Source organism: Bradyrhizobium sp. Leo170, from assembly GCF_004296405.1.
GTDB lineage: Bacteria > Pseudomonadota > Alphaproteobacteria > Rhizobiales > Xanthobacteraceae > Bradyrhizobium.
Window position 1 is genome coordinate 15994 of the sequence record NZ_PSRR01000006.1, and the last position, 22285, is coordinate 38278.

The window sequence follows — 22285 nt, forward strand, 5'->3', positions numbered from 1 at the left end:
CCATGCTGGATATTCGCGGCCTCTCAAAGTCGTTCGGCGGCGTGAAAGCGACGGACAACGTTTCGCTGGATTTTGCCGATGGCTCGCTGACGGCCGTGATCGGTCCGAATGGTGCCGGCAAGAGCACGTTCTTCAACCTGATCACAGGCGCGCTCAGGCCGGACTCCGGCGAGGTCCTGCTCGATGGTGTCGATCTCGCCGGCAAGTCGCCGCCCGACATCGTGCGGCACGGTATCGGGCGGGCGTTCCAGGTTGCCAGCATCTTCCCGTCGCTGACAGTGCAGGAGACCATGCTCGCCGCCGTCTGCGCGGATCAGCGTCGCTCGACCGTGCTGCACCGGCGCTTCCCGCTTGCCGAAACTCGGGATCGTGCCGAGCACGCGATGGAATTGCTCGGCCTTGCCAACAAGCGCCACCGCACCGCCGCGACACTGTCGCATGGCGACCAGAAACTGCTGGATATCGCGCTGGCGCTGGTGCTCGATCCAAAGGTGCTGCTGCTGGATGAGCCGACCGCCGGCATGGGCACTGAAGAGCGCTGGCGGATGATCGACAAGGTCCGGGAGCTCTGGGAGGCGCAGAAGATCACGGTCGTCTTTATCGAGCACGACATGGACATCGTGTTCAAGATCGCGCCCAGGATCGTCGTGCTCTGCTACGGCCGCATCCTTGCGACTGGCACACCTGATGCCATCAGGCGCAACGAGGCGGTGATCGAAGCCTATCTGGGCACCGAGGAACATGCCGAGGCCGTGACATGAGCGCTTTGCCAGTCGTGCAGGTCGAGGACCTCGACGTCTACTATGGCACCAGCCAGATCTTGTTCGGCGTCGGCCTCTCGGTGCGGCAGGGCGAGACCATGGCGCTGCTTGGCCGCAACGGGGCCGGCAAGTCCACCACTATGAAGGCGATCATGGGACTCGCGCCGGCGCGTCGCGGCAAGGTGACGCTGAACGGCAGGACCGTCTCCGGGATGAGGCCGCATCGCATCGCCCGTGCCGGGCTCGGCTTTGTCCCGGAGGACCGCCAGATCTTCCCGGAGCACACCGTGGAAGACAATCTCGTCATCGGCCAGAAGAAGGGGCCGAATGGCGAGGACGAATGGTCGATCCGGCGCATCTATGACGTGTTCCCATCGCTCGAGCCGCTGCGCTATCGGATCGCGGGACGGCTGTCCGGCGGCGAACAGCAGATGCTGGCGATTGCGCGGACGCTGATGGGCAATCCGGCGCTGCTGCTCCTGGACGAGCCGAGCGAGGGGCTGGCACCGATCATCGTGCAACGAATAGGCGAACTGTTGCGGCAGCTTCGCGCGACCGGCGCCACGGTGTTGATCGCCGAGCAAAACATGCATTTTTGCCTTGGCCTTGCGAGCCACGCGACGGTTATCGACAAGGGCCAAATCGTCTACACATCTCCCATCGAAGAGCTGAAGGCCAACGACAACATTCGGCGGCGCTATCTGGCGCTGTAGCCTTCGGCCCCCATGGGGAGGATGAATGGCGGTTGAAAGCAGGCTGGCGCCGACACACGAGGCGCCCTATCGCGGCCTTCGCGTGCTCGATTTCGGACAGGGCATTGCGTCGCCCTATTGCGCGATGCTGCTCGGCGTCTATGGCGCCGATGTCATCAAGGTCGAGCCGCCTGAGGGCGACTGGTCGCGCTATCTCGGGACGACCTATGGCAACCACACCACGCTGTCGGCGGTCTATAACCGCGGCAAGCGCAGCCTGTGCCTCGATCTGAAGCACAAGGATGGGATCACGATTGCCCAGAAGCTGGCAAAGGACGCCGACGTCCTGATCGAAGGCTTCCGGCCCGGCGTGGCCGCACGGCTCGGGCTTGGTTATGAATCGCTGTCACGCGACAATCCTGGCCTGGTCTATCTCTCGGTCAGCGGCTTCGGGCAAACCGGGCCTTACGCGAAACGTCCCGGGTCGGATTCCGTGGCGCAGGCCTTTTCGGGTCTCGTCTCGGTCAATGCCGGCACGGACGGGGTGCCGCATCGGGTCGGCACGACGATCTCCGACATCGTCACCGGCGTCTATGCCTTCCAGGCCATCGCCACCACGCTGTTCGCGCGGGCGATCGTGGGTACGGGGCGCTGGATCGACGTTAATCTCTGCCAGTCGACGGCGGCGCTGCTGGGCCACAAGGTTGCTGAGTTCATTCTGGAGGGTGGCGCACCGCGCGCGCTCAACGTTCCCGCAGGCACCTACCAGGCCAAGGACGGCTGGATGATGGTGACGCTGGTGAACGAAGCGCAGTACAAACGCCTATGCACAGCGATCGGACGCGACGACCTCGCCACCGATCCGCGCTTTGCCGATTTCGCCAGGCGTGCCGATTCAGCCGACGCGCTGATCCCGCAGCTACGGGAGGTCTTCTTGACCCAAACGGCCGAGGCGTGGCTGACGCGCCTGCATGCGGCCGATATCATCGCGGAACGCATCCACAATCCCGGCGAATGGTTGAGGAATGCTCACGTCGAGGCGACCAAAGCCGCGGTCTGCCAGGACACGCCCGGCGTCGGCCCGGTCTACACGCCGCGAACGCCGGGGATCGCAAGTCGTTCAGAGGACGATTTGTGTCCCGCGCCGGATATCGGTCAGGACAGCGTCGAGGTCCTGACAGAGGCTGGCTTCGACAGTGCGGCCATCGATGAGTTGATCGGAGCCGGTGCGGTGCGCCAGTGGCGGCCAAATGGAGGTGGTGCATCATGAGCAAACTCGTCCGCTACTCGGTTGCCGACGGTATTGCCGAGATCGTGCTGGATCGCCCGCCGGTCAACGCGCTGAGCCTGTCCCTGATCGATGCGCTGCTGGCCGCATTGCAGACAGCCAAGGACGATGCAGCCGTGCGCGCCGTGATCATCGGCAGTGCTCACAAGGTATTTTGTGCCGGACTCGATCTCGACATCGTGCGCGGCAAGCCGGCGATCGAGACCAAGGGCTTTCTCGAGCGCCTCTACTTCGCCCTCAACGACATCCAGTACCGGATGGGCAAGCCGACGATTGCGGCTATCGATGGTGCCGCGCGGGCCGGCGGCATGACCATTGCCATATCCTGTGACATGATCATTGCCGGCGACGCTTCGACCTTCGGCTATCCGGAGATCGATGTCGGGCTGATACCGGCGCTGCACTTCGTGCATTTGCCGCGGCTGGTCGGAAAGCACCAGGCGTTCGGGCCACTGTTTCTCGGCGAGCCCTTTGATGCGGCAACCGCGTTCCGCATGGGCCTTTTGAGCGAAGTCGTGCCGAAGGGGACCGCGCTCGATCGCGCCCGCGAGGTCGCCCGAAAGCTCGCCGCCAAGTCGCCGATCGTGATGAAGATCGGCCGCGATGCCTTCATGCGTGCGGTGGATGCGGACTACCGCCGCGCGATCGAGAACGCGGCCGAGAGTTTTTCGCTTGTCGCGACGACGGAAGATTGTCAGGAAGGGTTGAACGCGTTCATCGAGAAGCGAACGCCAAACTATCGGGGACGCTGATGGCTGGACTATATTTCGAGGAGTTTGAGGTCGGGCAGGAATTCCATCATGAATTCAGCCGGACCGTGACCGAGATGGACAATACGATGTTCAGTCTGTTGACCATGAACCCGCAGCCGCTGCATCTCGATGCCCATTTCGCCGAGAAGACCGAATATGGCCAGCGGCTGTTCAACAGCCTCTATACGCTCGGCATCATGATCGGCATGAGCGTCTATGATACGACGCTCGGTACCACGGTCGGCAATTTGGGCATGACGGATGTGAAGTTTCCCAAGCCGGTGTTTCATGGCGATACGCTGCGGGCGCACACCAAGATCGTCTCGAAGCGCCCAAGCAAGTCGCGGCCGACCCAGGGGCTCGTGGAATTCGAGCACATCATGACCAACCAGCGCGGCGAGGTGGTGGCGAGCTGTCGCCGTACGGGGCTGATGCTCTGCAAACCGAAGGCGTGAGGCAATGCGATCGTTCCTGTTCGTTCCCGGTGACAGTGTCCGGAAATTCGAAAGCGCGAAGAAAACGGCCGCCGACGCGCTGATCCTCGATCTCGAAGATTCCATTGCGCCGGAGCAGAAAGTGGCGGCGCGCGGCATCACGCGCGAGATGCTGAATTCGCGCAATCCCGATCAGAAGATGTATGTCCGCGTCAACGCGCTCGATACCGACATGACGCTAGGCGATCTCGCGGCTATCATGCCGCGGAAACCCGACGGCGTCGTCCTGCCGAAATGTGCCGGGGCCGCCGACGTCAACAAGCTCGCGCTTTACCTTGATGCGTTCGAGGCGGCATCCGGCATCGCGCAAGGTTCGACGCGCATCGTGACGGTTGCGACCGAGACGGCGCGCGCGGTGCTGAAACTGCTCGACTTCGAGAATATGAGCCCGCGGCTGTGGGGCATGATGTGGGGCGCCGAAGACCTCGCCGCCTCGCTCGGGGCCTCGCGCAACCGCACCAACGGCCGCTTTCATAGCCCGTTCTGGCTGGCGCGCGATCTCTGCCTGATCAGCGCGGCCGCCGCCGGCGTGGTCGCCATCGATACAATCGCGACCGACATCAACGATCTCGAGGCGCTGCGTGAGGAATGCATCACGGCGCGGCAGGATGGTTTCCTGGCGAAGGCGGTGATCCATCCAAAGCATGTCGACGTCGTCAATGCCGCCTTCATGCCGACCGATGAGGAGATCGCGTGGTCAGAGCGCGTTGTCGCCGCATTCGCGGGCAATCCGTCCGCCGTGGCGAAGATGGATGGCAAGATGTTGGACAAGCCGCATCTGCGCGCCGCGGAGAAGATTCTGGCGCTGCGGCGGGAATGAGGTGCGTAGAGTGGGCAAAGCGGAGCGTGCCCACCATTTACGGTCGGTGCAAGAAAGGTGGGCACGCTTCGCTTTGCCCACCCTACAAATCTACGAATCTGGGTTGATCAGCGCTCGCTCGGCGGCAAGCCGGGCGATCTCGTCCTCCGTAAATCCTGCTTCGCGCAGGATCTCCTCGCCGTGCTCGCCGAGCTGCGGCGGATGATTGCGGATCGAGGGCGGGGTCTTGCTCCAGGTCGCGGCGGGGCCGGCGACGCGGAGCGTTCCTTCGGTCGGATGCTCGATCGACTGGATCAGCCCGACCGCGGCGAGATGCGGATCCTCGATCAGGCTGTCGAGATCGTGCAGCGGGGCGTGCGGAATGTCGGCCTCTTCGAACTGGCGCATCCATTCGGCGGTGCTGCGGGTCTTCATCACCTTTGAAAACCAGTCGTAGACGAAATCATAGTTGCGGGTCCGCGCCGAGATGCCGTTCAGCCGGGGATCGCGATTGGCTTCGTTCTCCAGGCCGATCTTGCGGAAGAACGCGTTCCACTGCTTGTCGGAATAGACCAGCGCGCAGATATAGCCGTCGCTGGTCTGGTAGGGGCGGCGGTCCGGCGACAGCAATCGCGAATAGCCGGGCGGGCCGATCGGCGGCTCGAAACTGCGGCCGGCCATGTGGTCGCCGAGCACGAACTGCGCCATGGTCTCGAACATCGGGATTTCGATCGCCTGGCCTTCGCCGGTGCGGTCGCGATGGATCAAGGCGGCGAGGATCGCATGGATGGCGTTCAGGCCGACGATGCGGTCAGCCATCGTGGCCGGCGAGTAGCGCGGCTCACCGGTGATCTTGCCGGTCAGTGCCGGCAGCGCCGTCAGTCCCTGGATCAGATCGTCATAGGCCGGCGCCCGGCATAGGGGCCGGTCTCGCCGAAGCCGTGCAGGCTTGCGTAGACCAGCCGCGGATTAGTCGCGAGCAGATCTTCGGCGCCGAGCTTGAGCCGCGCCATGGCGGCCGGCCGGACGTTATGAACGAAGACGTCGGCCGTCGATGCCAGGCGTAACAGCGCCTCACGCCCGCCCGGCTTCTTGAGATCGAGCACGATGGAGCGCTTGTTGCGGTTGCCCTGCAGGTACATCGCGCCCATCCGGGGATGGCGCATCGGCGCGGCATGGCGCATCACGTCGCCATCGGGACTTTCGACCTTGATCACGTCGGCGCCGTAGTCGCCAAGGATCATGGTCGCGTAGGGCCCCATCATGACGCTGGTGAGGTCGATCACCTTGAAACCGGCGAGGGGACCCGCCGGCTTCGGCGCACGGTCTTGAGCGCGCCCGGTCAACGGCCTGCAGCCAAAGCTTCGGTGAACGCCTTGAACACCTCGGTGCCCGGCTTGCCGCGCTTGTTGATGTCCTTCACCCAGTCCTCGGCGACGGCCTTGAAGGCGGTGTCGAACTGTTTCTTGTCGTCAGCGCCGAAGTTTATGACCTTCATGCCCTGCGACTTGATCTTCTCGGTTGCGGCCTTCTCGCCGTCCTCGAACCGTTTGCAGCCTTCGCGCGTCGTCTGTTCGCCGGCCTCCACCAGCGCCTTGCGCACGTTCTCGGGCAACGAGCGGAACTTGGCTTCGCCCATCGAATAGGTGAAGATCGCGGTGCCGAAGTTGAGCCCTTCGGTGCCGGATTTCAGGATCTTGCCGAAATCGTAGGAAACCGAGCTCTGGTAGGAGAAGATCAAGCCGTCGAGCGTGCCGCGGGTAAGCGATTCATAGATTTCGGGCGCCGCCATCCGCACCGGCACGGCGCCGATCGAGCGCGTCATCAGGTCCATTGCGCCACCGGTGGTGCGGATCTTCAGGCCTTCTAGGTCCTTTGCAGCCTTGATCTCGCGGCTGTTGGCGAGCTGGATCTGATAGGCGGGCAGTGCGATCGTCACCAGCGGGCGGAGCTGGTTCGGCGCGAATTCCTTGGTTTCGAGGATGCCGCCATTGTGGGAGACCTTGTAGAACGCGATCGACCCCTGGCATTCCGTCTCGAAGATGCCGGGCAGCTCGGCGACCGCGGTCAGCGGATATTTGTCCGACGAATAGGACGGCACCACATACGAAACGTCGGCGACGCCGGCGACGGTGAGCTGCGCCATGTCCTTGGCCTTGCCGAGCTGCTCGGCAGGGAAGTGTTGGAAGGTGACCTGGCCGTTGGTCATCTTGGTCACGAGCTCGGAGAACGGTTTGCCGACCAGCTCGTGAATGACATGGCCGTTAGGCAGGCTGTCGGAGAGGCGCAACGTGATTTTTTCTTGAGCGGCGCTTGGAGACGTCGCGGCGGCGGCCAGTAGCGCAGCAAGGACGAAGCGTCTCCGCAGACGAACGTTCATTTTGTTTCCTCTCCCTTTTGTTTCTTTACGCTAGAGCTTCGGTTCTGATCGAATCAGAACCGAAGCTCTAGATTCTCGTTTTGACGCGTTTTCTGCGCAGATAAGTCTACGCAATCTGCGTAAACTTGATTGCTATGCGAACCGGTGTCCACTTCGCTCGAAAACGCTCTAGTAGCCCATCTTCATCGGCAGCCACAGGATGATCATCGGCCAGATCACCAGGATCGCGATCGCGATCAGATGGGCGATGAAATGCGGCAGGACGCCGTGAAACACCTCGGCGACCGGGCGCCCTGAATAGCGGGCCACCACGAAGCAGTTCAGCCCGACCGGCGGCGTGATCATGCCGACCTCGGCGGTGACGATCTTGATGACGCCGAACCAGAGCGGATCGTAGCCGAGTGACTTGATCAGCGGCAGCACGATCGGCACCGTCAACACGAGAATCGCGATCTGGTCCATGAAGGAGCCGAGCACGATATAGCCGAACAGGATGATGGTGAGGATCAGCCACGGCGGCACCTGCAGGCCGCCGACCCAGGCGACCAGGCTCTGCGTCACCTGCGTCAACGTAAAGAAGTAGCCGAAGATCGACGCGCCAAACAGGATCATCGCGATCATGCAGGTGCCATGCGCCGAGCGCAGCAGCGCGGCCCGCAGGCTCTTCCAGTTGATCTTGCGCTTCCAGAGCGCGAGCACGAAAGCGCCGAAGGCGCCGAGCGCGGAGGCTTCAGTCGGCGTCGCGACGCCGGTATAGATCACGCCCGTCACCATGCCGAACAAGAGCAGCATCGGGCCGACCACCCGCAGCATCCGGAATTTTTCCGCGAGCGAGACCGATGGCGCTGACGGCGCGCGCGACGGATCCTGCCAGGCCAGGAACCACACCGTCGCCATGATGGTGAAGGTGACGAGGATGCCGGGGATTACGCCGCCGATCAGGAGCGCGCCGATATTCACTTCCGCGAGCAGGCCGTAGATCACCAGCGCCACCGACGGCGGGATCAGCATCGCCAGCGTGCCCGAGATCGCTACCACGCCGGCCGCCATCCTGGGCTCGTATCCCTGCTTCAGCATCGCCGGTAGGCTGGTCGCCGACAAGGTCGCGGCAGAAGCGGTGCTGGTGCCGCAGATCGCGCCGAAGCCGGCGCCGGCGAGCGCGGTCGCCATGCCGAGCCCGCCCGGAACCCGTCCGACCCAGGCGGCCGTCGCCTTGAACAGATCGTCGGCGATCCCGCTGACGAGCACGAATTCCGCCATCAGCAGGAACATCGGGATGGTGATGAGCTCGTAAGAGGTCACCGCCGATAGGGGCGCGGTCTGCAGGATGCCCGACAGCATCGGCATGCCGCCGATCAGATAGAGGCCGAGCACTCCTGAACCGGCCATCGCGAAGCCAACCGGCGTGCCGATCGCGAGCAGCACGAACAGCACGACCATTGCAAGCGTGAGTATCATTCGAAGGTCTCCCCCGTGGCATGCGACGACGGCAGCGCGATCAGGGCGCGGCCGGTGGCCAGCGAGAGGAGGTGGCCGATCAGGTGCAGCGCAAGGCGCAACGTGATCAGCCCGGCCCCGAAAGGAACGAGCGCAATCGACGGCCACATCGGCCACGGAATGGCGCCCGCCATGACGTCGGCTGACTGGAAGCTGTCGACGGCACGCAGGAAGCCGAGATAGGCGATCAGGGAAAACACGACGATCCCGACGATGCAGGTGACGATCTCGGAGACGCGGATCATCGCCGGCGAAAACTTCTGCTGCAGGATATCGACGCTGACATGGGCATGGCTGGCATAGGCTTCCGACAGCACCAGGAAGAAGATGCCTGCCATCAGGTAGAGCGAGATCAGGTCATAGGCCCAGGAGAAGGGCTTGTTGAACGCGTAGCGCATGATGACATCGCTGAACACGATGATCATGATGGCGAACATGAACGCCGCCGCCACGGTGGAGGCGATCTTCTCGATCGTCGCTAGCGCCTTCAATATTCCGTCAAGCAAAATTAGCTCCCCCAGTTCACTTGAACAGTTTACTTGGCCGGAATGGCCGCCACCGCCGCGTCAAACTCCTTCAGCGCGTCACTGCCGCGCTTGCCGCGCGCGTCGAGGCCTTCGGACCAGGTCTCGGCGACGCCCTTCATCAGGTCCTTGAATTTCGCATTGGCGTCAGGTGACAGCGTCTCGAACTTGACGCCTGTGGCTTCCATCGATTTCTTGGTCTCGTCGTCCGATTTCTGGACCTGCTGGCAGGCGGAGGGGATGATTTCCTCGGCGACATCGACCATCGCCTTCTGCACCTCGGGCGAAAGCTTCTTCCAGGCGGTTTCGCTGATCGAATAGGCGACGATGAAACTGGCAAAGCCCAGTCCATCGGTCGAGTATTTCACGAGCTTGTCGGCACCATAGGCGACCACGCTTTCGAGCGGGAACAACAGCCCGTCCATGGTGCCCCGCGATAGCGATTCATAGGCATCGGGCGCTGCCATGCGCACCGGCACGGCGCCAATCGCGCGCAGCGTAAGATCCTGCGCGCCGCCGGTGGAACGCAGCTTCAGGCCGGTGACATCGCCGACATCCTTGACCGGCTGCTTGACGGTGAAAATGCGATATTGCGGCAGGCTGACCGCGAGCAGCAGGCGGATATTGTTGGCGGTATAATCCTGCTGCGCAATGACACCGTTCCGCGCCAGCTTCCAATAGGCCAGCGTCCCCTGGCAGGAATGCTCGAACGCGCCCGGCAGCATCGCGACTTCGGACACCGGCATCTTGTCGGAGACATAGGCCGGCGCAACATAGCCGATATCGGCAACACCGGTCTGCGTCAGCTTCAGCATGTCGGCGGCCTTGCCGAGCTGCTGCGCCGGATAGTGGTCGAAGGTCACCGCGTTGTTGGTGCGCTTCTTGACCTCCTCCATCCAAGGCTCGAGGACGAGCTTGACGAGATAGTGGCCCTTCGGAAACGAATCCGCCACCCGCAGGTGAAGCGGTTCGGCGGCCTGCGCCAGAACTGTCGATGCAGCCAAAAAAGCGCAGCCGACAAGGGTCCGCCCGATCGCGACCATAGATCCTCCCTGGGACGTATTGTTGTTGGAGGTAGCTGCGCATAAACGAAATTGATCGTCAAGAACGGCGCGCAGGCTGAAGCCGCGAGGCGCCACAACCGGAGAGCGCGGCTTGCGCGGGCGCGAATTGACTTTGCCGGATGATCGGCTGCAAATGCGCCGAAGCAACATTGTCTGAGGAACACACCATGGTTGACGCGCTGATCATCGATGCATGCAGGACGCCGCGAGGCATTGGCAAGGCCGGCAAGGGCGCGCTGTCAGGCATTCATCCGCAGCAGCTCGGCGCCACCGTGCTGCGGGCGCTGGCCGATCGCACCGGCATCGATACCGCTGATGTCGACGACATCATCTGGGGCACCAGTTCCCAGCGCGGCGCGCAGAGCGGCGATCTCGGCCGCATGTCGGCGCTCGACGCCGGCTATGACGTGAAGGCGAGTGGCGTGACGCTCGATCGCTTCTGCGGGTCCGGCATCACCAGCGTCAACATGGCCGCCGCTTCGATCATGTCGGGCTCCGAGGATCTCGTGATCGCCGGCGGCACCGAGGTGATGTCGATGGAAGGCCGGCGCGGCGAGGGGCCGCTTATGATGGACGCCGGCAATCTTCGCCTGCGCGCAAGGCATCCGCAATCGCACCAGGGCGTTTGCGCCGACGCGGTGGCGACGCTCGAGGGCATCATGCGGCAGGATGTCGATGCGGTCGGACTGGAGAGCCAGAAGCGAGCGGCGGCCGCAATCAAGGGCGGCCATTTCGACAAAAGCCTGGTTCCGGTCTATCGCGAAGATGGCACGCTCGCGCTCGACAAGGAGGAATATCCGCGGCCGCAGACCACGCTGGAAGGGCTCGCGGCGCTGAAGCCGGCCTTCCCAGCCATCGCCGACTACGCGCTCGACGACAAGGGCACGACCTATCGCAAGCTGATCCTGGAAAAATATCCCGATCTCGACATCGACTTTGTCCACCACGCGGGAAATTCGTCCGGCGTGGTCGATGGCTCCGCCGCGATCCTGCTGGCGTCGCCCGACTACGCCAGGAAGCACGGACTGAAGCCGCGCGCACGCGTGGTCGCGATGGCCAATATGGGGGACTCGCCGACCCTGATGCTGAACGCGCCGGTGCCGGCGGCGCGCAAGGTGCTGGCCAAGGCCGGGCTGACGCTTGACGACATCGACCTGTTCGAGATCAACGAAGCCTTTGCCGTAGTCGCGGAGAAGTTCATCCGCGATCTCAAGCTCGATCGCGAGAAGGTCAACGTCAATGGCGGCGCGATCGCGCTCGGTCATCCCATCGGCGCCACCGGCTCGATCCTGATCGGTACGCTGCTGGACGAATTGGAGCGGCGCGACCTCAAGCGTGGTCTGGTGACGATGTGTGCCGCCGGCGGCATGGCGCCCGCGATCATCATCGAGCGGGTGTGATGGTAGGGTTCAAGCGGCGGGAAACCTGAGTTCGAAGGTCACGCCTTCACTGGTCGGCAGGAGCCGGATCGAGCCGCCGTGACTTGTCATCACGGCGCGCACGATCGCAAGGCCCATGCCGGTGCCGCCGGCATCGCGGCGGGTGGTGAAGAAGGCGTCGAAGATCCGTTCCCGGTTGGCTTCCGAGATCGGATCGCCATCATTGCTCACGATCAGTTTGACGGCCGTACGCTCGTCCACGGCGTCAAGCCGTATAGTCCTGGCGTTGTGCCGTACGGCGTTGTCGGCGAGGTGTGAGAGGACGATCAGCGCCTTTTCGCCCGACATCCCGATCGGCCGGTCGAGACTGCCTGCCGCCGTGATAACGCAAGCCGGGAACCGGCCCTTGAGATCGCCGATCACGGGCGCCAGTTCGGTGCGCTCGTTCTGCGGCACGGTTTCGGCACGCGCCAGTTCGCGTAGCCGCTGAGCCATCGTTTCGAGGCGTTCGGTGTCGCCAAGAATATTCGACACGAAGGTCTTCTGCTCGGCGCGGGTCAGGCCATCCGATTTGCCGTCCAGGGAATCCAAAAGCAGCTCTGCCGCACCCTTGATCGAGGTGAGCGGCGATTTCAATTCGTGCGTGAGGTGTGCCGAGAACGTCGCGATGTAGTCCGAACGCCGCGCCAACTGTTCGGCCATGCCAAAGAAGCTGTGCGAGAGCTGTGCGAATTCGCGCGTGCCGTAGTGCCGCAACGGGCGGAATGCGGTGCGATCGCCTTTGCCGATGCGCGCGGCGCGGCCGATCAGTTCGTGCATGGGCTGGGTGATGGTGCGGGAGAAAAACAGCCCGATCGCCATCGTCGCAAGGATCACGGCGAGCGCGGCAAGCACGAACTTGACGCGTTCCTGATAGAGATGGTCGAAAATGTTGCTCGGCGTCCGGGTCGTATAGATCACGCCGGCCACGCGGTTGTTGACGATCACCGGCATCGCGGAAAACACGTGTACGCCGACGCCGCGGCTGATGGAATAGATCGGCGGCGGAGGCTTGTCCGGCACGCGGATCCGCAGCGCGGCCCGATATTCGCCATGCAGGGCCGCGGCGATTTCTTCGATATGGGCGAGCGACTGTCCGACTTCCTGACGTCCGGCGATCACGACGCCCTGCGGATCGAGGATCCTGAATCCGGCAAGCGTCACCTTCTGCGTCTCGCGGACGATCGGCAGCAGTCGCGCGCCGATCTCGACATAGGCCTGGTCGGCCGGCGCGCTCGCGGGCAAGGCGGCGGGCCGCCTTCGCAACAGATCATTGCCGGCCAGATCGAGCGCAGGACGGATCGGCGTGACCTGATCGCCAGGATCGGGCAAGACGCCGGGCGGGACCTCGGCGCCGAGAGGAATCCCACGGTCAAGCCGCGCCTGCACCTCCTGTGCGAAGATTGCCGCCAGGACGCGGCTCTGGGCGATCAGCTCGGCCTGGGTCTGGCGAATGAGCTGGTTGTCATAGAGGCGGAAGAAGAACAGGCCGACCAGAGGCAGTATGGCGACGGTCGCCAGCACGGTGAAGATGACCAGGCCGAGCGATGGCCGCCATTTGTCTGGCGCATTCGGACCACTCATGCCTGCGGCTCGCATCGCCCGAGCTTGAAGCCGACGCCGTGAATGGTCTCGATGACGTTGTCGCAATTCAGCGCGGCGAGCTTAGCGCGGATGTTGCGGATGTGGCTGTCGATGGTGCGGTCGGACACCTGGATGTTGAGCTGGTAGGCCGCGCGCATAAGCTGCTCGCGGTTGAAGACGGCCGTCGGCCGCGTCAGGAAGGCACGCAGGATTCCGAACTCGATTGCGGTCAGCCGGAGCGCTGTGCCGGCAAATGATGCAACGTGCTGCTCTGGATCGACGGTCAGTCTACCTTGCGTGAGAACCGTGGTGCCGGCTTTGGCGTCGCCGCTGCGCGAGTTCATGCGCCGCAGGATGACGTTGACGCGGGCGACGAGCTCGCGCGGGCTGAACGGTTTTGTCACGTAGTCGTCGCCGCCGATCTCGAGGCCCAGCACGCGATCGATCTCGTCGTCGCGCGCCGACAGGAACAGGATCGGTACGTCGGAAGTCTTTCGTACCTCCCGGCAGACGTCGAGCCCGTCGAGTTCTGGCATCCCGATGTCGAGAACGATGAGGTTAGGCCGGTCGCTCGCAAATCGGGCGAGCGCCTCCTTGCCGTCGCGCGCCTCGACAACGTTCATGCCGGCTTTCTTGAGGGCGACGCGGATGACTTCGCGGATGTGCAGGTCGTCGTCGACGATAAGAATACGGTGCGTCAAACGTCTCTCCAGCCCGCTCGTCAACCCGTGACCTTGTTCTTCTGTTCGCCATCGAGATAGCGCTGCAGGCGCCAGCTTCGAAAACCCCAGGAACGCCAGGACGCCATATCCTGCCGCTGCTGTTCTACAAGCGAATCCCGGCGGAAAACAAGGCACGGATCGCTGGTGCGAAGCTGGAGGACCTTCTCGATCGCGGGCAGCGCCTGCGGCCCGAGCTGAGCCAGGTAGTTTATGTCGAGCTGCAAGCCCTTGCCGGACACGTCCCGGCTGTGGGTGACATTGTAGTCGGCAATGATTGCAGCGAAGTTGACGAGCGAGCAGACATAGAGCACGGCCGTCAACGTGACCAGGTTTGCTGCTATCAGCCAGGCGTTGGAACGGTCCAGCATGATGCGGGCGACGATCAATAGAAGTCCGATGGCGACCAGCAGCATCCAGATGAAAGCGGCCACGCGCCAATAGGTCAGAAGATAGATCTGCACATAGAGGTCGAGCCGGTAGATGGCGGAAGCGACCAGCAGGACGTTCTGCGCCACCCACAAATAGACCAGGGGCCGTATCACCTTGGACCCTTCGGCCGGACCACCAGGCCGAATTGCGACGAGAACGAAGCCCGCTGCCAGCAGGGCCGTGACAATCAGCGGATAGGCCCCGCGATGGGCATATGAGGCATAGGTGACGCCGGCCGGGAGCGCCGCATTGCCCCAGAGATAAACCGCGTCCAGGATCGTCTGAACCGCGAACAGCAGATTGAACAGGATCAGCGAACGCAGGATGGTCGGTGCGCCGAGGAAGTCGACGACATCGGAAGATGTGTCCGCGGCCGGCGTGGGGGATTCTGCCGCGGCAGTGACCGAGCCCGATTTGCGTCGCCATCTGACATGGATAAACGGCCAGACAAGGGATATTGCCACGATCCAGAACAGCGCCCGCGCGACGCTCAGATGCGAAGCGGCGCTGCCGGGGTTGATCAGGCTGATCCATTTTTCGAGCACAGGATTGGCAGCGACGAATAAGGCGAGGAATACTGTTCCGAGCAAGGCCGGTACGAACCACAGGATGAAGCCGCTGGTCAGCGCCGGGAGGTTGAACATCCCGAGTGCGTCCACAAAGAACCTGAAAGGACTGACCAGGAAGAGGTCGCAAAGCGCCGCCGCCCGTTCGCCAAAGCCGGTGAGACCAGGGTTGGTCGTGAGCAGGAGACCAGCGCCGAGCGCGAGCAAGATGATTGCAAGTGACGCCGCATTTACTTCCTCCACGGTCGGCACAAGGCCGGCGATCACGAGGAGGCCGCCGAGCATCGCTCGACGCTTGTCCAGCTTGGCGATGTTGGCAAGCAGCGAACCGCAGGCCAGCGCGAGGGCGAAAACAGTAACCGATATTCCGACTCGCTCGCCGTAGAACAGGAAGTCGGCAAGTGCAGCCAGCGCGACCGCGATCGCGAGCTTGGCCGACAGGGATAAGCTTTGGACGGGCCGGATATCGGCGGCCGGCGAAGCGAGACTCGTCATGTCAATTCCTTTGCGGATGTCGAACGCGGCGGACCTTGAACTGACGTTGTGCAAATCTCGAAATGGTCGTCTGCACGACTTCAGGAGTTTTGTGCAGTTTCCGTGCAGGCCTGTTTAAGTGCTCGCGCGGCGTGTGCGCATTTGATAGGGGCGAGGTCTCTCGTTTCACACGCGGCGTCGCCAACCATGAAATTTCGAAATCGTGTCGTTATCATCGGGCTCTGGTTCATCGGGCTGGTGCTCGCCCTTGTCGCCGCCAACAAGAACGAGCCCTATCTCGCTGTGCTCCGTGGGACGGGAAACATCGGGCTCGTGGTCATGAGCGGCGTGCTGGTCGTCGTCCTGCTGCTTCGCGGCTCCTGGCGGCGAGGGCTTTCGAGAAGACTGCTGGTCCTGGTGTGGTGCCTGCCGCCGCTTCTGATGCTGGGCGCGCATCTTACGTTCGAGCTGCGCAAGCGCGAGGTGCTGCGGGCCGACGCTGCGCAGGCGCGCAGCCTTGGGCCGCACTTCATGGTCGGCTATTCGTCGGTCTCAGCGGTGACGGTGCTGGCGGAGGAGGGGCTGATCGGCGGCATCTATGTCAGCAAGCACAATCTGCGGCGAAAGTCGGCGGAGGCGTTGAAAGTCGAGATCGCAACGCTTCAGGACAAGCGGCGTGCTGCAGGGCTCCCGCCCCTGATCGTCGCGGCCGACCAGGAAGGCGGCATCGTTTCTCATCTGTCGCCGCCACTGACCAAACTGCCGGCGCTGGCCACATTGGCGGAGATGACGCCGGACCTGCGGAAGGCGAAGGCCGAAGAATTCGGCCGTATTCACGGACAGGAATTGGCGGCGCTCGGGGTCAATCTCAATTTTGCCCCGGTGCTCGACCTGCGGCCCGAGTCGGGGCGTAACCGATTTGATTTCAATACGCTGATCGGCCGCCGGGCAATCTCAGCCGATCCCGCCATCGTCGGCGAGATCGCGCAGGCCTATGTTCGCGGCCTCGAAGCGTTCGGCGTCGGCGCAACCGTAAAGCATTTTCCCGGCTTGGGCCGGGTGCGTGCCGATACCCATCACTTCAGTGCGGAGCTCGGAACATCAGTGGACGAACTGGAAGCATCCGACTGGCGTCCGTTCCGGGATGTGCTGACGCACTCAAAGGCGCAGCTCATGGTCGGCCATGTGACTCTCACCGCGATCGATCCGGATCACGCGGCCTCGCACTCAAAGCGCGTCATCGACGGGATCATCCGAAACAAGTGGAACTACCAGGGCATCGTGATGACAGATGACCTGGTGATGGGAGCGATTTACCAGCACAATGTCTGCGATGCCGTCGTCGAGGCGCTCAATGCCGGCGTCGACATGCTCCTGGTCGCATTCGACGGCGCGCAATTTTATCGAATCTTTGCCTGCGCGCTGGACGCATCCCGACAAGGAAAGCTGGATCCGGCTATGCTCCGCCAAAGCGAGGCGCGCTTGAGACGCGCATTTCCGGGAGATTGAGGACGTCCGTGGGGCGCGGGCGACGCAGATGCCCGGAACGAGCCCAGATGCTGCGACAGCAAACTGCGCCGCCTTTTTTTCAAAAATGAACGATCGAGCCCGCTGATGGCCGCGGGGCGGGTGAGAAATTTGATCGGACAATCCGGGGATGAACCTCTAAAGTCACTGTATCAGTCTTCCCGTCGGGACCCGGGCGCCGTTGCCTGGCTTCCGACCGAGCCGATCTTGTCCGCTGAAGTGTCGTTCCGCCACCCCGCTGTAGCAACAACACCGTCACGGCTTCGCGATGAACATCTTCGATCCGCAAGGTCCGATCGCCGCTGCGCAGAAGACGATTCTGATCGACTCGGTCGGGATCATGCTCGCGATCGTCCTGCCGACGATCGCGGCAATCTTTGCCTTTGCATTCTGGTTTCGAGAGTCCAATCCACGGGCGACCTATCAGCCTCATTGGGCTTATTCCGGCCGCCTCGAGCTCGTGGTGTGGTCGATCCCGACGCTGACGATCATTCTGCTCGGAGGGGTCGCCTGGATCGGATCGCATCAGCTCGATCCTGCCCGGCCCATTGATGGGACCGGCGCGCCGGTCCGCATCCAGGTCGTGTCGCTCGATTGGAAGTGGCTCTTCATCTATCCGGACCAGGGGATCGCGACCGTCAACACGCTGACGGTGCCGGTCGGCTCTCCCCTTGATCTTGAACTGACCTCCGGCAGCGTGATGAACGCGTTCTTCATCCCGCAGCTTGGCAGCATGATCTACACGATGAACGGGATGGTGACGCGGCTGAAGCTGCGTGCCGACAATCAGGGCACCCTTCAGGGCCTGTCGTCCCATTTCAGCGGGGATGGCTTTCCCGACATGAAGTTCGACGTCCAGGTCGTACCGCAGCTCCAGTTTCCTGACTGGGTGGCACGCACCGCCCAGACCGATCGTGTCTTGAACGCGGAAAGCTACGGAAAGCTCGCCCAGCAATCGGTCGAGACCGTGACATCCACCTATCGGCTCGAGGATCCGCGGCTGTTCCACGCCATCGTGACCCAGGAGATCCCCCCGGGCCCGGGACCGAAGCTGACGTCGGAAAGCGCGCAGTCGCATATCGGAGGCCAAGATGTTCGGTAAGCTGAACTGGTCCGCCATTCCGATCGATCAGCCGATTCCGATGATCGCCTCGGGCGTGGTCGCGCTCGTCATCCTCGGGGTCCTCGCCTGGGTCGTCCTTGCCGGCCACCTGCCATATCTCTGGCGCGAATGGATCACCAGCGTCGATCACAAGCGGATCGGCGTCATGTACACCTTGCTCGCGATGGTGATGCTGCTGCGCGGTTTCTCCGACGCGCTGATGATGCGGTCCCAGCAGGCAGTTGCCTTCCAGTCGCAAGGCTATCTGCCGCCCGAGCACTACAACCAGATTTTCTCCGCGCATGGCACGATCATGATCTTCTTCGTGGCGATGCCGTTCGTGATCGGGCTGATGAATCTGGTGGTGCCGCTGCAGCTCGGCGTGCGCGACGTGGCGTTTCCGACCTTGAATTCCGTCGGCTTCTGGCTCACTGCAACAGGCGCGCTGCTGGTCAACATCTCGCTCGTGGTCGGTGAGTTCGCGCGCACCGGATGGCTGCCTTATCCGCCGCTGTCGGGACTCACTTATTCGCCGGGTGTCGGCGTCGACTATTACCTCTGGGCGCTTCAGATCTCCGGCGTCGGCACGCTGGTTGCCGGCATCAATCTCGTTACCACGGTGCTGAAGCTGCGCACCAGGGGCATGACATATTTGCGCATGCCAATGTTCTGCTGGACCACGCTCGCCTCGAGTTTGTTGATCGTGGCGGCGTTTCCGATCCTGACGGCAACGCTGGCGATGCTGATTCTCGACCGCTATTTCGGCTTCCATTTCTTCACCAATGAGGCCGGCGGCAACGTGATGATGTTCATGAACCTGATCTGGGCGTGGGGTCACCCCGAGGTCTACATCCTTGTGCTGCCTGCGTTCGGAATCTTCTCTGAGGTGGTCTCGACGTTTTCGGGCAAGCCGCTGTTCGGCTATCGGTCTATGGTGCTCGCCACCATGGCGATCTGCGTCATCTCCTTCATGGTGTGGCTGCACCATTTCTTCACCATGGGCGCCGGTCCCTATGTCAATGCGATCTTCGGGATCGCCAGCATGATCATCGCGGTGCCGACCGGCGTGAAGATCTACAACTGGCTGTTCACGATGTATGGTGGACGGGTGCGGTTCGACACGCCGATGCTGTGGGCGATCGGCTTCATGGTGACGTTCATCCTCGGCGGCCTCACCGGGGTGCTGGTCGCCGTGCCGCCCGCGGACTTCCTGCTTCACAACAGCCTGTTCCTGGTCGCTCACTTTCACAACGTGATCATCGGTGGCGTGCTGTTCGGCGCTTTCGCGGGCTATGCATATTGGTTTCCGAAGGCGTTCGGCTTCCGCCTGCATGAGGGGCTCGGCAAAGCGGCGTTCTGGTGCTGGCTGATCGGGTTCTACGTCGCGTTCATGCCGCTCTATGCGCTCGGCTTTCTCGGCATGACGCGGCGAATGCAGCATTACGATGTCCCGGAATGGCGCCCGTGGCTCCTGATCGCAGGGGTTGGCGCCGTCATTATCCTGATCGGGATCATCTTCCAGATCATGCAGCTCACCGTCAGCATTCATCGTCGCGAAGAGCTGCGCGACCGCACCGGCGATCCGTGGGACGGGCGATCGCTGGAATGGGCAACGGCCTCGCCGCCGCCGGTATTCAATTTCGCGATTCCACCTGATGTGACCGGGGAGGACGCTTACTGGTCATTGAAGGCGCATGCCAAGCAGCAGGGTCTCGAGAAGCGCGAGCTCGACTACAAGGACATCGAGATGCCGCGCAATTCCCCGACCGGCTTCGTGTGCGCCTTCTTCGCGACCATCATGGGCTTTGCGTTGATCTGGCACATCTGGTGGATGGTCGCGGCCGGTGTGATCGGCGCCTTCGCCACCTTCGTCGCATTCGCATGGCGGGACCATGACGAATACGTCATCGCGGCGAAGGAGGTGGCGCGCATCGACCGCGCCAATATCGAAGAGCGGCGCGCCCTGACCAGCTTGGCGGGAGCCTGAGCCATGGCCGACACGACGCTGGCATATGCTCAAGCCGATCCGCACCGTCTGCGCGGGATCGCGCATGCCGCGGTCGCGCACGCGGGACCGGCGCCGAAGCGGATCGTCACAGGCTTCGGTTTCTGGATATTCCTGCTCAGCGACATCGTCATGTTCTCGTGCTTCTTCGCGACCTATGCGGTCCTGGTTGACCAGACCGCAGGGGGGCCGAAGGGGGCCGAACTGTTCGATCTCAGGAGAGTCGCGGTCGAGACCGTCTTCCTGTTGCTGTCAAGTTTCACCTGCGGGCTCGCCAACATCGCGGCCGATATTCGAAACAGGTTCTGGTTCCAGGTGGGCATGGCGGCGACTTGCGTTCTCGGCCTGGCCTTCCTGTACCTTGAGGCGCGCGAGTTTGCGGACCTGGTCGCACGCGGTGCGGGGCCGACGCGCAGCGCGTTTCTGACCGCCTTCTTCAGCCTCGTCGGTTGCCATGGCCTGCATGTCTCTGCCGGCATCCTCTGGCTGCTGACGATGATGGCGCAGGTGGTCGCCAAGGGCTTTCGGGCCGACATTGGGCGACGCATCATGTGCTTTGCGCTGTTCTGGCACGCCCTCGATATCATCTGGGTCGCGGTATTTTCGGTGGTCTACCTGCTCGGGAGCAAGCCATGAGCGATCAAGCTTTGGAACAGCACCGTATCGATCTGGCACCGGGCGACGAAGGCGAGGGCGGCGTCGGCCTGCGCGTACTCGGCTATGTCACCGGCCTTGGCCTTGCACTCCTGTTGACGGCGACCTCGTTCTTTGTTGCCGGCACCGACCTGGTCTGGCAGCCGAGCATTCCCGTTGCCATCATCGTGCTGGCGATCGCCCAGATGGGCGTGCATCTCGTCTTCTTCCTCCACATCACGACCGGGCCTGACAACACCAACAACGTGATGGCGCTTGCCTTCGGCGTGCTCATCGTTTTCCTGGTGATTGGCGGCTCGCTATGGATCATGGCGAACCTCAATCAGAATATGATGCCGATGGACCAGATCATGCAGATGCAGCGCTAGCGCTGCACGACCCCTGAAGCGGTTTCAGGATCGCGCGCCGACCGCGGATTTGTGGTCCTGCCGCTGGGACCAGGACACATAATAGGCGACACATGTCATGCCGAGAATGCCGGCGACGCTGACGACCACCTGCATCGCCAGCGACTTGGGGCCCGTGATCAGAACCAGGTGCCCGGCAAATGAAAGGAAGATGCCGGAGCAGAACACCGCGAGCCATTGCTCGCCGCATTTGATGAGGGGCTGCATGGCCTGCATTTGAAGTCCGTACCAGTCGCGAGGTATCAGCATGGTGAAAAAGAACGCCAGTGCGAGCAGGTGCAGCACCCGATAGGGAGCAAGGTTCTCCTTGTCGTTGGCCGGAAAGGCATCGAGCACCGAACTGGGTATCATCTCCGCCAGCGCAGGCGATTTCCCAGCCGACATGATCGTCAGGGCGACGAGCAGGTAGATCAACGCGGTGACGCGCAAGGCCGGAAGCTTCTGCATCGCGCGAACCACGTGCGCGTCTCCTGCACCACCGACCGCGAACCAGGCGCCCAGCACGAACAGCAATTGCCAGCAGAACGGATTGAGATACCAGCCCCCGTCCGGAAAAGCGGTCAGGTTCCAGTCGAAGTGCCGCGCCAACAGATAGAGCGCAATGGATCCAAGCATGGTCAGGCGCGGCCAGCGCATCATGCCGAACAGCACGGCGGGAAGGAACGCCATGAGGACGATGAAGAGCTGCAATACGTCCAGGTTGAGCGGTTTGGCCTGCAGCAGCAGGCCGCGGACGATTACGCGAATCGGATGCTCGATGAAGTCGGTGATATTGAATTCCGCGAACAGATCGGGTGCTGCGGATTGAGCCGCGACATATCCGATCAGGTCGACGTAGACGACGAACAGCACCATATAGGCTGCGTAGAGCTGCCATACCCGCTTGAAGACACGCGTCGCCCCAACGACGAAGCCGCGTTCCACAACGATCTTCCCGTACATGATCGCCGCGGCATAGCCGATGACAAATACAAACAGCTCGGTCGCCCCGCTGAATCCAAAGTTCCGCAAGGTCAACACGCTGACGGCGTTGTGCGGAATGTGATCCAGGAACAGGGACCAAGTCGCGATGCCGAGCAGAAGGAAGATGCGTAGATCGCCGTCGCGCGCCGCGACCTCAGCCTTCACACATGGATTCATTGAGAG

General features: G+C 62.7%; 20 protein-coding genes and 1 pseudogene. 12 read left to right on the forward strand and 9 right to left on the reverse strand.

The window, feature by feature from the left end:
• Positions 1-2: 2 nt before the first annotated feature.
• From CWO89_RS02265 to CWO89_RS02290, 6 genes are read left to right on the forward strand one after another with little or no spacing between them, the layout of a single operon-like run.
• Complete coding sequence (locus CWO89_RS02265) at positions 3-761, forward strand: ABC transporter ATP-binding protein (protein ID WP_130577051.1); 759 nt, start codon at positions 3-5, stop codon at positions 759-761.
• The gene (locus CWO89_RS02270; RefSeq protein ID WP_130577052.1) at positions 758-1474 is read left to right on the forward strand and encodes an ABC transporter ATP-binding protein; all 717 of its coding nucleotides are present in this window, start codon (positions 758-760) and stop codon (positions 1472-1474) included. The genes CWO89_RS02265 and CWO89_RS02270 overlap by 4 nt, the downstream gene beginning before the upstream one ends.
• 25 nt (positions 1475-1499) lie before the next feature.
• Positions 1500-2723: a CaiB/BaiF CoA transferase family protein gene (locus CWO89_RS02275; RefSeq protein WP_130577053.1), complete on the forward strand. Its 1224-nt coding sequence runs from the start codon at positions 1500-1502 to the stop codon at positions 2721-2723.
• The gene (locus CWO89_RS02280) at positions 2720-3493 is read left to right on the forward strand and encodes an enoyl-CoA hydratase/isomerase family protein (RefSeq protein WP_165420960.1); all 774 of its coding nucleotides are present in this window, start codon (positions 2720-2722) and stop codon (positions 3491-3493) included. Before CWO89_RS02275 ends, CWO89_RS02280 begins: the two co-directional genes overlap by 4 nt.
• A complete protein-coding gene (locus tag CWO89_RS02285) occupies positions 3493-3948 on the forward strand; it encodes a MaoC family dehydratase (protein ID WP_130577054.1) in 456 nt (151 codons plus the stop codon). The genes CWO89_RS02280 and CWO89_RS02285 overlap by 1 nt, the downstream gene beginning before the upstream one ends.
• Before the next feature lie 4 nt (positions 3949-3952).
• Positions 3953-4807 carry an HpcH/HpaI aldolase/citrate lyase family protein gene (locus CWO89_RS02290; RefSeq protein WP_130577055.1) on the forward strand — a complete coding sequence of 285 codons (855 nt, stop codon included), beginning with the start codon at positions 3953-3955 and terminating at the stop codon, positions 4805-4807.
• Positions 4808-4897: 90 nt separating this feature from the next.
• Here the strand turns inward: CWO89_RS02290 and CWO89_RS02295 are convergent.
• The 5 genes and pseudogenes from CWO89_RS02295 to CWO89_RS02315 form a co-directional block, all read right to left on the reverse strand.
• Positions 4898-6051, reverse strand: a pseudogene (locus CWO89_RS02295) (CaiB/BaiF CoA transferase family protein).
• A 77-nt stretch (positions 6052-6128) separates the two neighbouring features.
• Positions 6129-7166, reverse strand: a complete 1038-nt coding sequence (locus tag CWO89_RS02300; protein WP_130577056.1) for a TRAP transporter substrate-binding protein — start codon at positions 7164-7166, stop codon at positions 6129-6131.
• 168 nt (positions 7167-7334) lie between these two features.
• Positions 7335-8624: a TRAP transporter large permease gene (locus CWO89_RS02305; protein WP_130577057.1), complete on the reverse strand. Its 1290-nt coding sequence runs from the start codon at positions 8622-8624 to the stop codon at positions 7335-7337.
• Complete coding sequence (locus CWO89_RS02310) at positions 8621-9169, reverse strand: TRAP transporter small permease (RefSeq protein ID WP_130577058.1); 549 nt, start codon at positions 9167-9169, stop codon at positions 8621-8623. The genes CWO89_RS02305 and CWO89_RS02310 overlap by 4 nt, the downstream gene beginning before the upstream one ends.
• A gap of 29 nt (positions 9170-9198) precedes the next feature.
• Positions 9199-10230, reverse strand: coding sequence for a TRAP transporter substrate-binding protein (locus CWO89_RS02315; protein ID WP_130577059.1), 1032 nt, complete (start codon positions 10228-10230; stop codon positions 9199-9201).
• Between the two features lie 188 nt (positions 10231-10418).
• Between CWO89_RS02315 and CWO89_RS02320 the strand changes: the two genes are divergently transcribed.
• Complete coding sequence (locus CWO89_RS02320) at positions 10419-11651, forward strand: acetyl-CoA C-acetyltransferase (RefSeq protein WP_130577060.1); 1233 nt, start codon at positions 10419-10421, stop codon at positions 11649-11651.
• A gap of 9 nt (positions 11652-11660) precedes the next feature.
• Here CWO89_RS02320 and CWO89_RS02325 read toward each other — a convergent pair whose 3' ends face one another.
• The 3 genes from CWO89_RS02325 to CWO89_RS02335 are packed head-to-tail and all read right to left on the reverse strand — an operon-like array spanning position 11661 to position 15465.
• On the reverse strand, positions 11661-13253 hold the full coding sequence (locus CWO89_RS02325; RefSeq protein ID WP_130577061.1) for an ATP-binding protein: 1593 nt from the start codon (positions 13251-13253) through the stop codon (positions 11661-11663).
• Complete coding sequence (locus CWO89_RS02330; protein WP_130577062.1) at positions 13250-13954, reverse strand: response regulator transcription factor; 705 nt, start codon at positions 13952-13954, stop codon at positions 13250-13252. Before CWO89_RS02330 ends, CWO89_RS02325 begins: the two co-directional genes overlap by 4 nt.
• 20 nt (positions 13955-13974) lie before the next feature.
• A complete protein-coding gene (locus CWO89_RS02335; protein ID WP_130577063.1) occupies positions 13975-15465 on the reverse strand; it encodes a DUF4153 domain-containing protein in 1491 nt (496 codons plus the stop codon).
• 186 nt (positions 15466-15651) lie between these two features.
• Here CWO89_RS02335 and CWO89_RS02340 point away from each other — a divergent pair, with 186 nt between their 5' ends.
• The 5 genes from CWO89_RS02340 (at position 15652) to cyoD (ending at position 21100) form a co-directional block, all read left to right on the forward strand.
• Positions 15652-16953 (forward strand): glycoside hydrolase family 3 N-terminal domain-containing protein, encoded by a 1302-nt coding sequence (locus CWO89_RS02340; protein ID WP_130577064.1) that lies wholly within the window; start codon positions 15652-15654, stop codon positions 16951-16953.
• Positions 16954-17239: 286 nt separating this feature from the next.
• Positions 17240-18073, forward strand: a complete 834-nt coding sequence (gene cyoA, locus CWO89_RS02345) for a ubiquinol oxidase subunit II (RefSeq protein WP_130577065.1) — start codon at positions 17240-17242, stop codon at positions 18071-18073.
• Positions 18063-20060 carry a cytochrome o ubiquinol oxidase subunit I gene (gene cyoB / locus CWO89_RS02350; protein ID WP_130577066.1) on the forward strand — a complete coding sequence of 666 codons (1998 nt, stop codon included), beginning with the start codon at positions 18063-18065 and terminating at the stop codon, positions 20058-20060. Before cyoA ends, cyoB begins: the two co-directional genes overlap by 11 nt.
• A gap of 3 nt (positions 20061-20063) precedes the next feature.
• The gene (locus CWO89_RS02355; RefSeq protein WP_130577067.1) at positions 20064-20714 is read left to right on the forward strand and encodes a cytochrome (ubi)quinol oxidase subunit III; all 651 of its coding nucleotides are present in this window, start codon (positions 20064-20066) and stop codon (positions 20712-20714) included.
• On the forward strand, positions 20711-21100 hold the full coding sequence (gene cyoD / locus CWO89_RS02360; RefSeq protein ID WP_130577068.1) for a cytochrome o ubiquinol oxidase subunit IV: 390 nt from the start codon (positions 20711-20713) through the stop codon (positions 21098-21100). The genes CWO89_RS02355 and cyoD overlap by 4 nt, the downstream gene beginning before the upstream one ends.
• 24 nt (positions 21101-21124) lie before the next feature.
• Here the strand turns inward: cyoD and CWO89_RS02365 are convergent, their stop codons facing one another.
• Positions 21125-22279: an OpgC domain-containing protein gene (locus tag CWO89_RS02365; RefSeq protein ID WP_130577069.1), complete on the reverse strand. Its 1155-nt coding sequence runs from the start codon at positions 22277-22279 to the stop codon at positions 21125-21127.
• Positions 22280-22285: the final 6 nt, after the last annotated feature.

Bases quoted from the DNA above. Each gene is read 5' to 3' on its own strand.
- CWO89_RS02265 (WP_130577051.1), top strand. From the start codon at position 3: ATGCTGGATATTCGCGGCCTCTCAAAGTCGTTCGGCGGCGTGAAAGCG.
- CWO89_RS02270 (WP_130577052.1), top strand. From the start codon at position 758: ATGAGCGCTTTGCCAGTCGTGCAGGTCGAGGACCTCGACGTCTACTAT.
- CWO89_RS02275 (WP_130577053.1), top strand. From the start codon at position 1,500: ATGGCGGTTGAAAGCAGGCTGGCGCCGACACACGAGGCGCCCTATCGC.
- CWO89_RS02280 (WP_165420960.1), top strand. From the start codon at position 2,720: ATGAGCAAACTCGTCCGCTACTCGGTTGCCGACGGTATTGCCGAGATC.
- CWO89_RS02285 (WP_130577054.1), top strand. From the start codon at position 3,493: ATGGCTGGACTATATTTCGAGGAGTTTGAGGTCGGGCAGGAATTCCAT.
- CWO89_RS02290 (WP_130577055.1), top strand. From the start codon at position 3,953: ATGCGATCGTTCCTGTTCGTTCCCGGTGACAGTGTCCGGAAATTCGAA.
- CWO89_RS02300 (WP_130577056.1), bottom strand. From the start codon at position 7,166: ATGAACGTTCGTCTGCGGAGACGCTTCGTCCTTGCTGCGCTACTGGCC.
- CWO89_RS02305 (WP_130577057.1), bottom strand. From the start codon at position 8,624: ATGATACTCACGCTTGCAATGGTCGTGCTGTTCGTGCTGCTCGCGATC.
- CWO89_RS02315 (WP_130577059.1), bottom strand. From the start codon at position 10,230: ATGGTCGCGATCGGGCGGACCCTTGTCGGCTGCGCTTTTTTGGCTGCA.
- CWO89_RS02320 (WP_130577060.1), top strand. From the start codon at position 10,419: ATGGTTGACGCGCTGATCATCGATGCATGCAGGACGCCGCGAGGCATT.
- CWO89_RS02325 (WP_130577061.1), bottom strand. From the start codon at position 13,253: ATGAGTGGTCCGAATGCGCCAGACAAATGGCGGCCATCGCTCGGCCTG.
- CWO89_RS02335 (WP_130577063.1), bottom strand. From the start codon at position 15,465: ATGACGAGTCTCGCTTCGCCGGCCGCCGATATCCGGCCCGTCCAAAGC.
- CWO89_RS02340 (WP_130577064.1), top strand. From the start codon at position 15,652: ATGAAATTTCGAAATCGTGTCGTTATCATCGGGCTCTGGTTCATCGGG.
- cyoA (WP_130577065.1), top strand. From the start codon at position 17,240: ATGAACATCTTCGATCCGCAAGGTCCGATCGCCGCTGCGCAGAAGACG.
- cyoB (WP_130577066.1), top strand. From the start codon at position 18,063: ATGTTCGGTAAGCTGAACTGGTCCGCCATTCCGATCGATCAGCCGATT.
- CWO89_RS02355 (WP_130577067.1), top strand. From the start codon at position 20,064: ATGGCCGACACGACGCTGGCATATGCTCAAGCCGATCCGCACCGTCTG.
- cyoD (WP_130577068.1), top strand. From the start codon at position 20,711: ATGAGCGATCAAGCTTTGGAACAGCACCGTATCGATCTGGCACCGGGC.
- CWO89_RS02365 (WP_130577069.1), bottom strand. From the start codon at position 22,279: ATGAATCCATGTGTGAAGGCTGAGGTCGCGGCGCGCGACGGCGATCTA.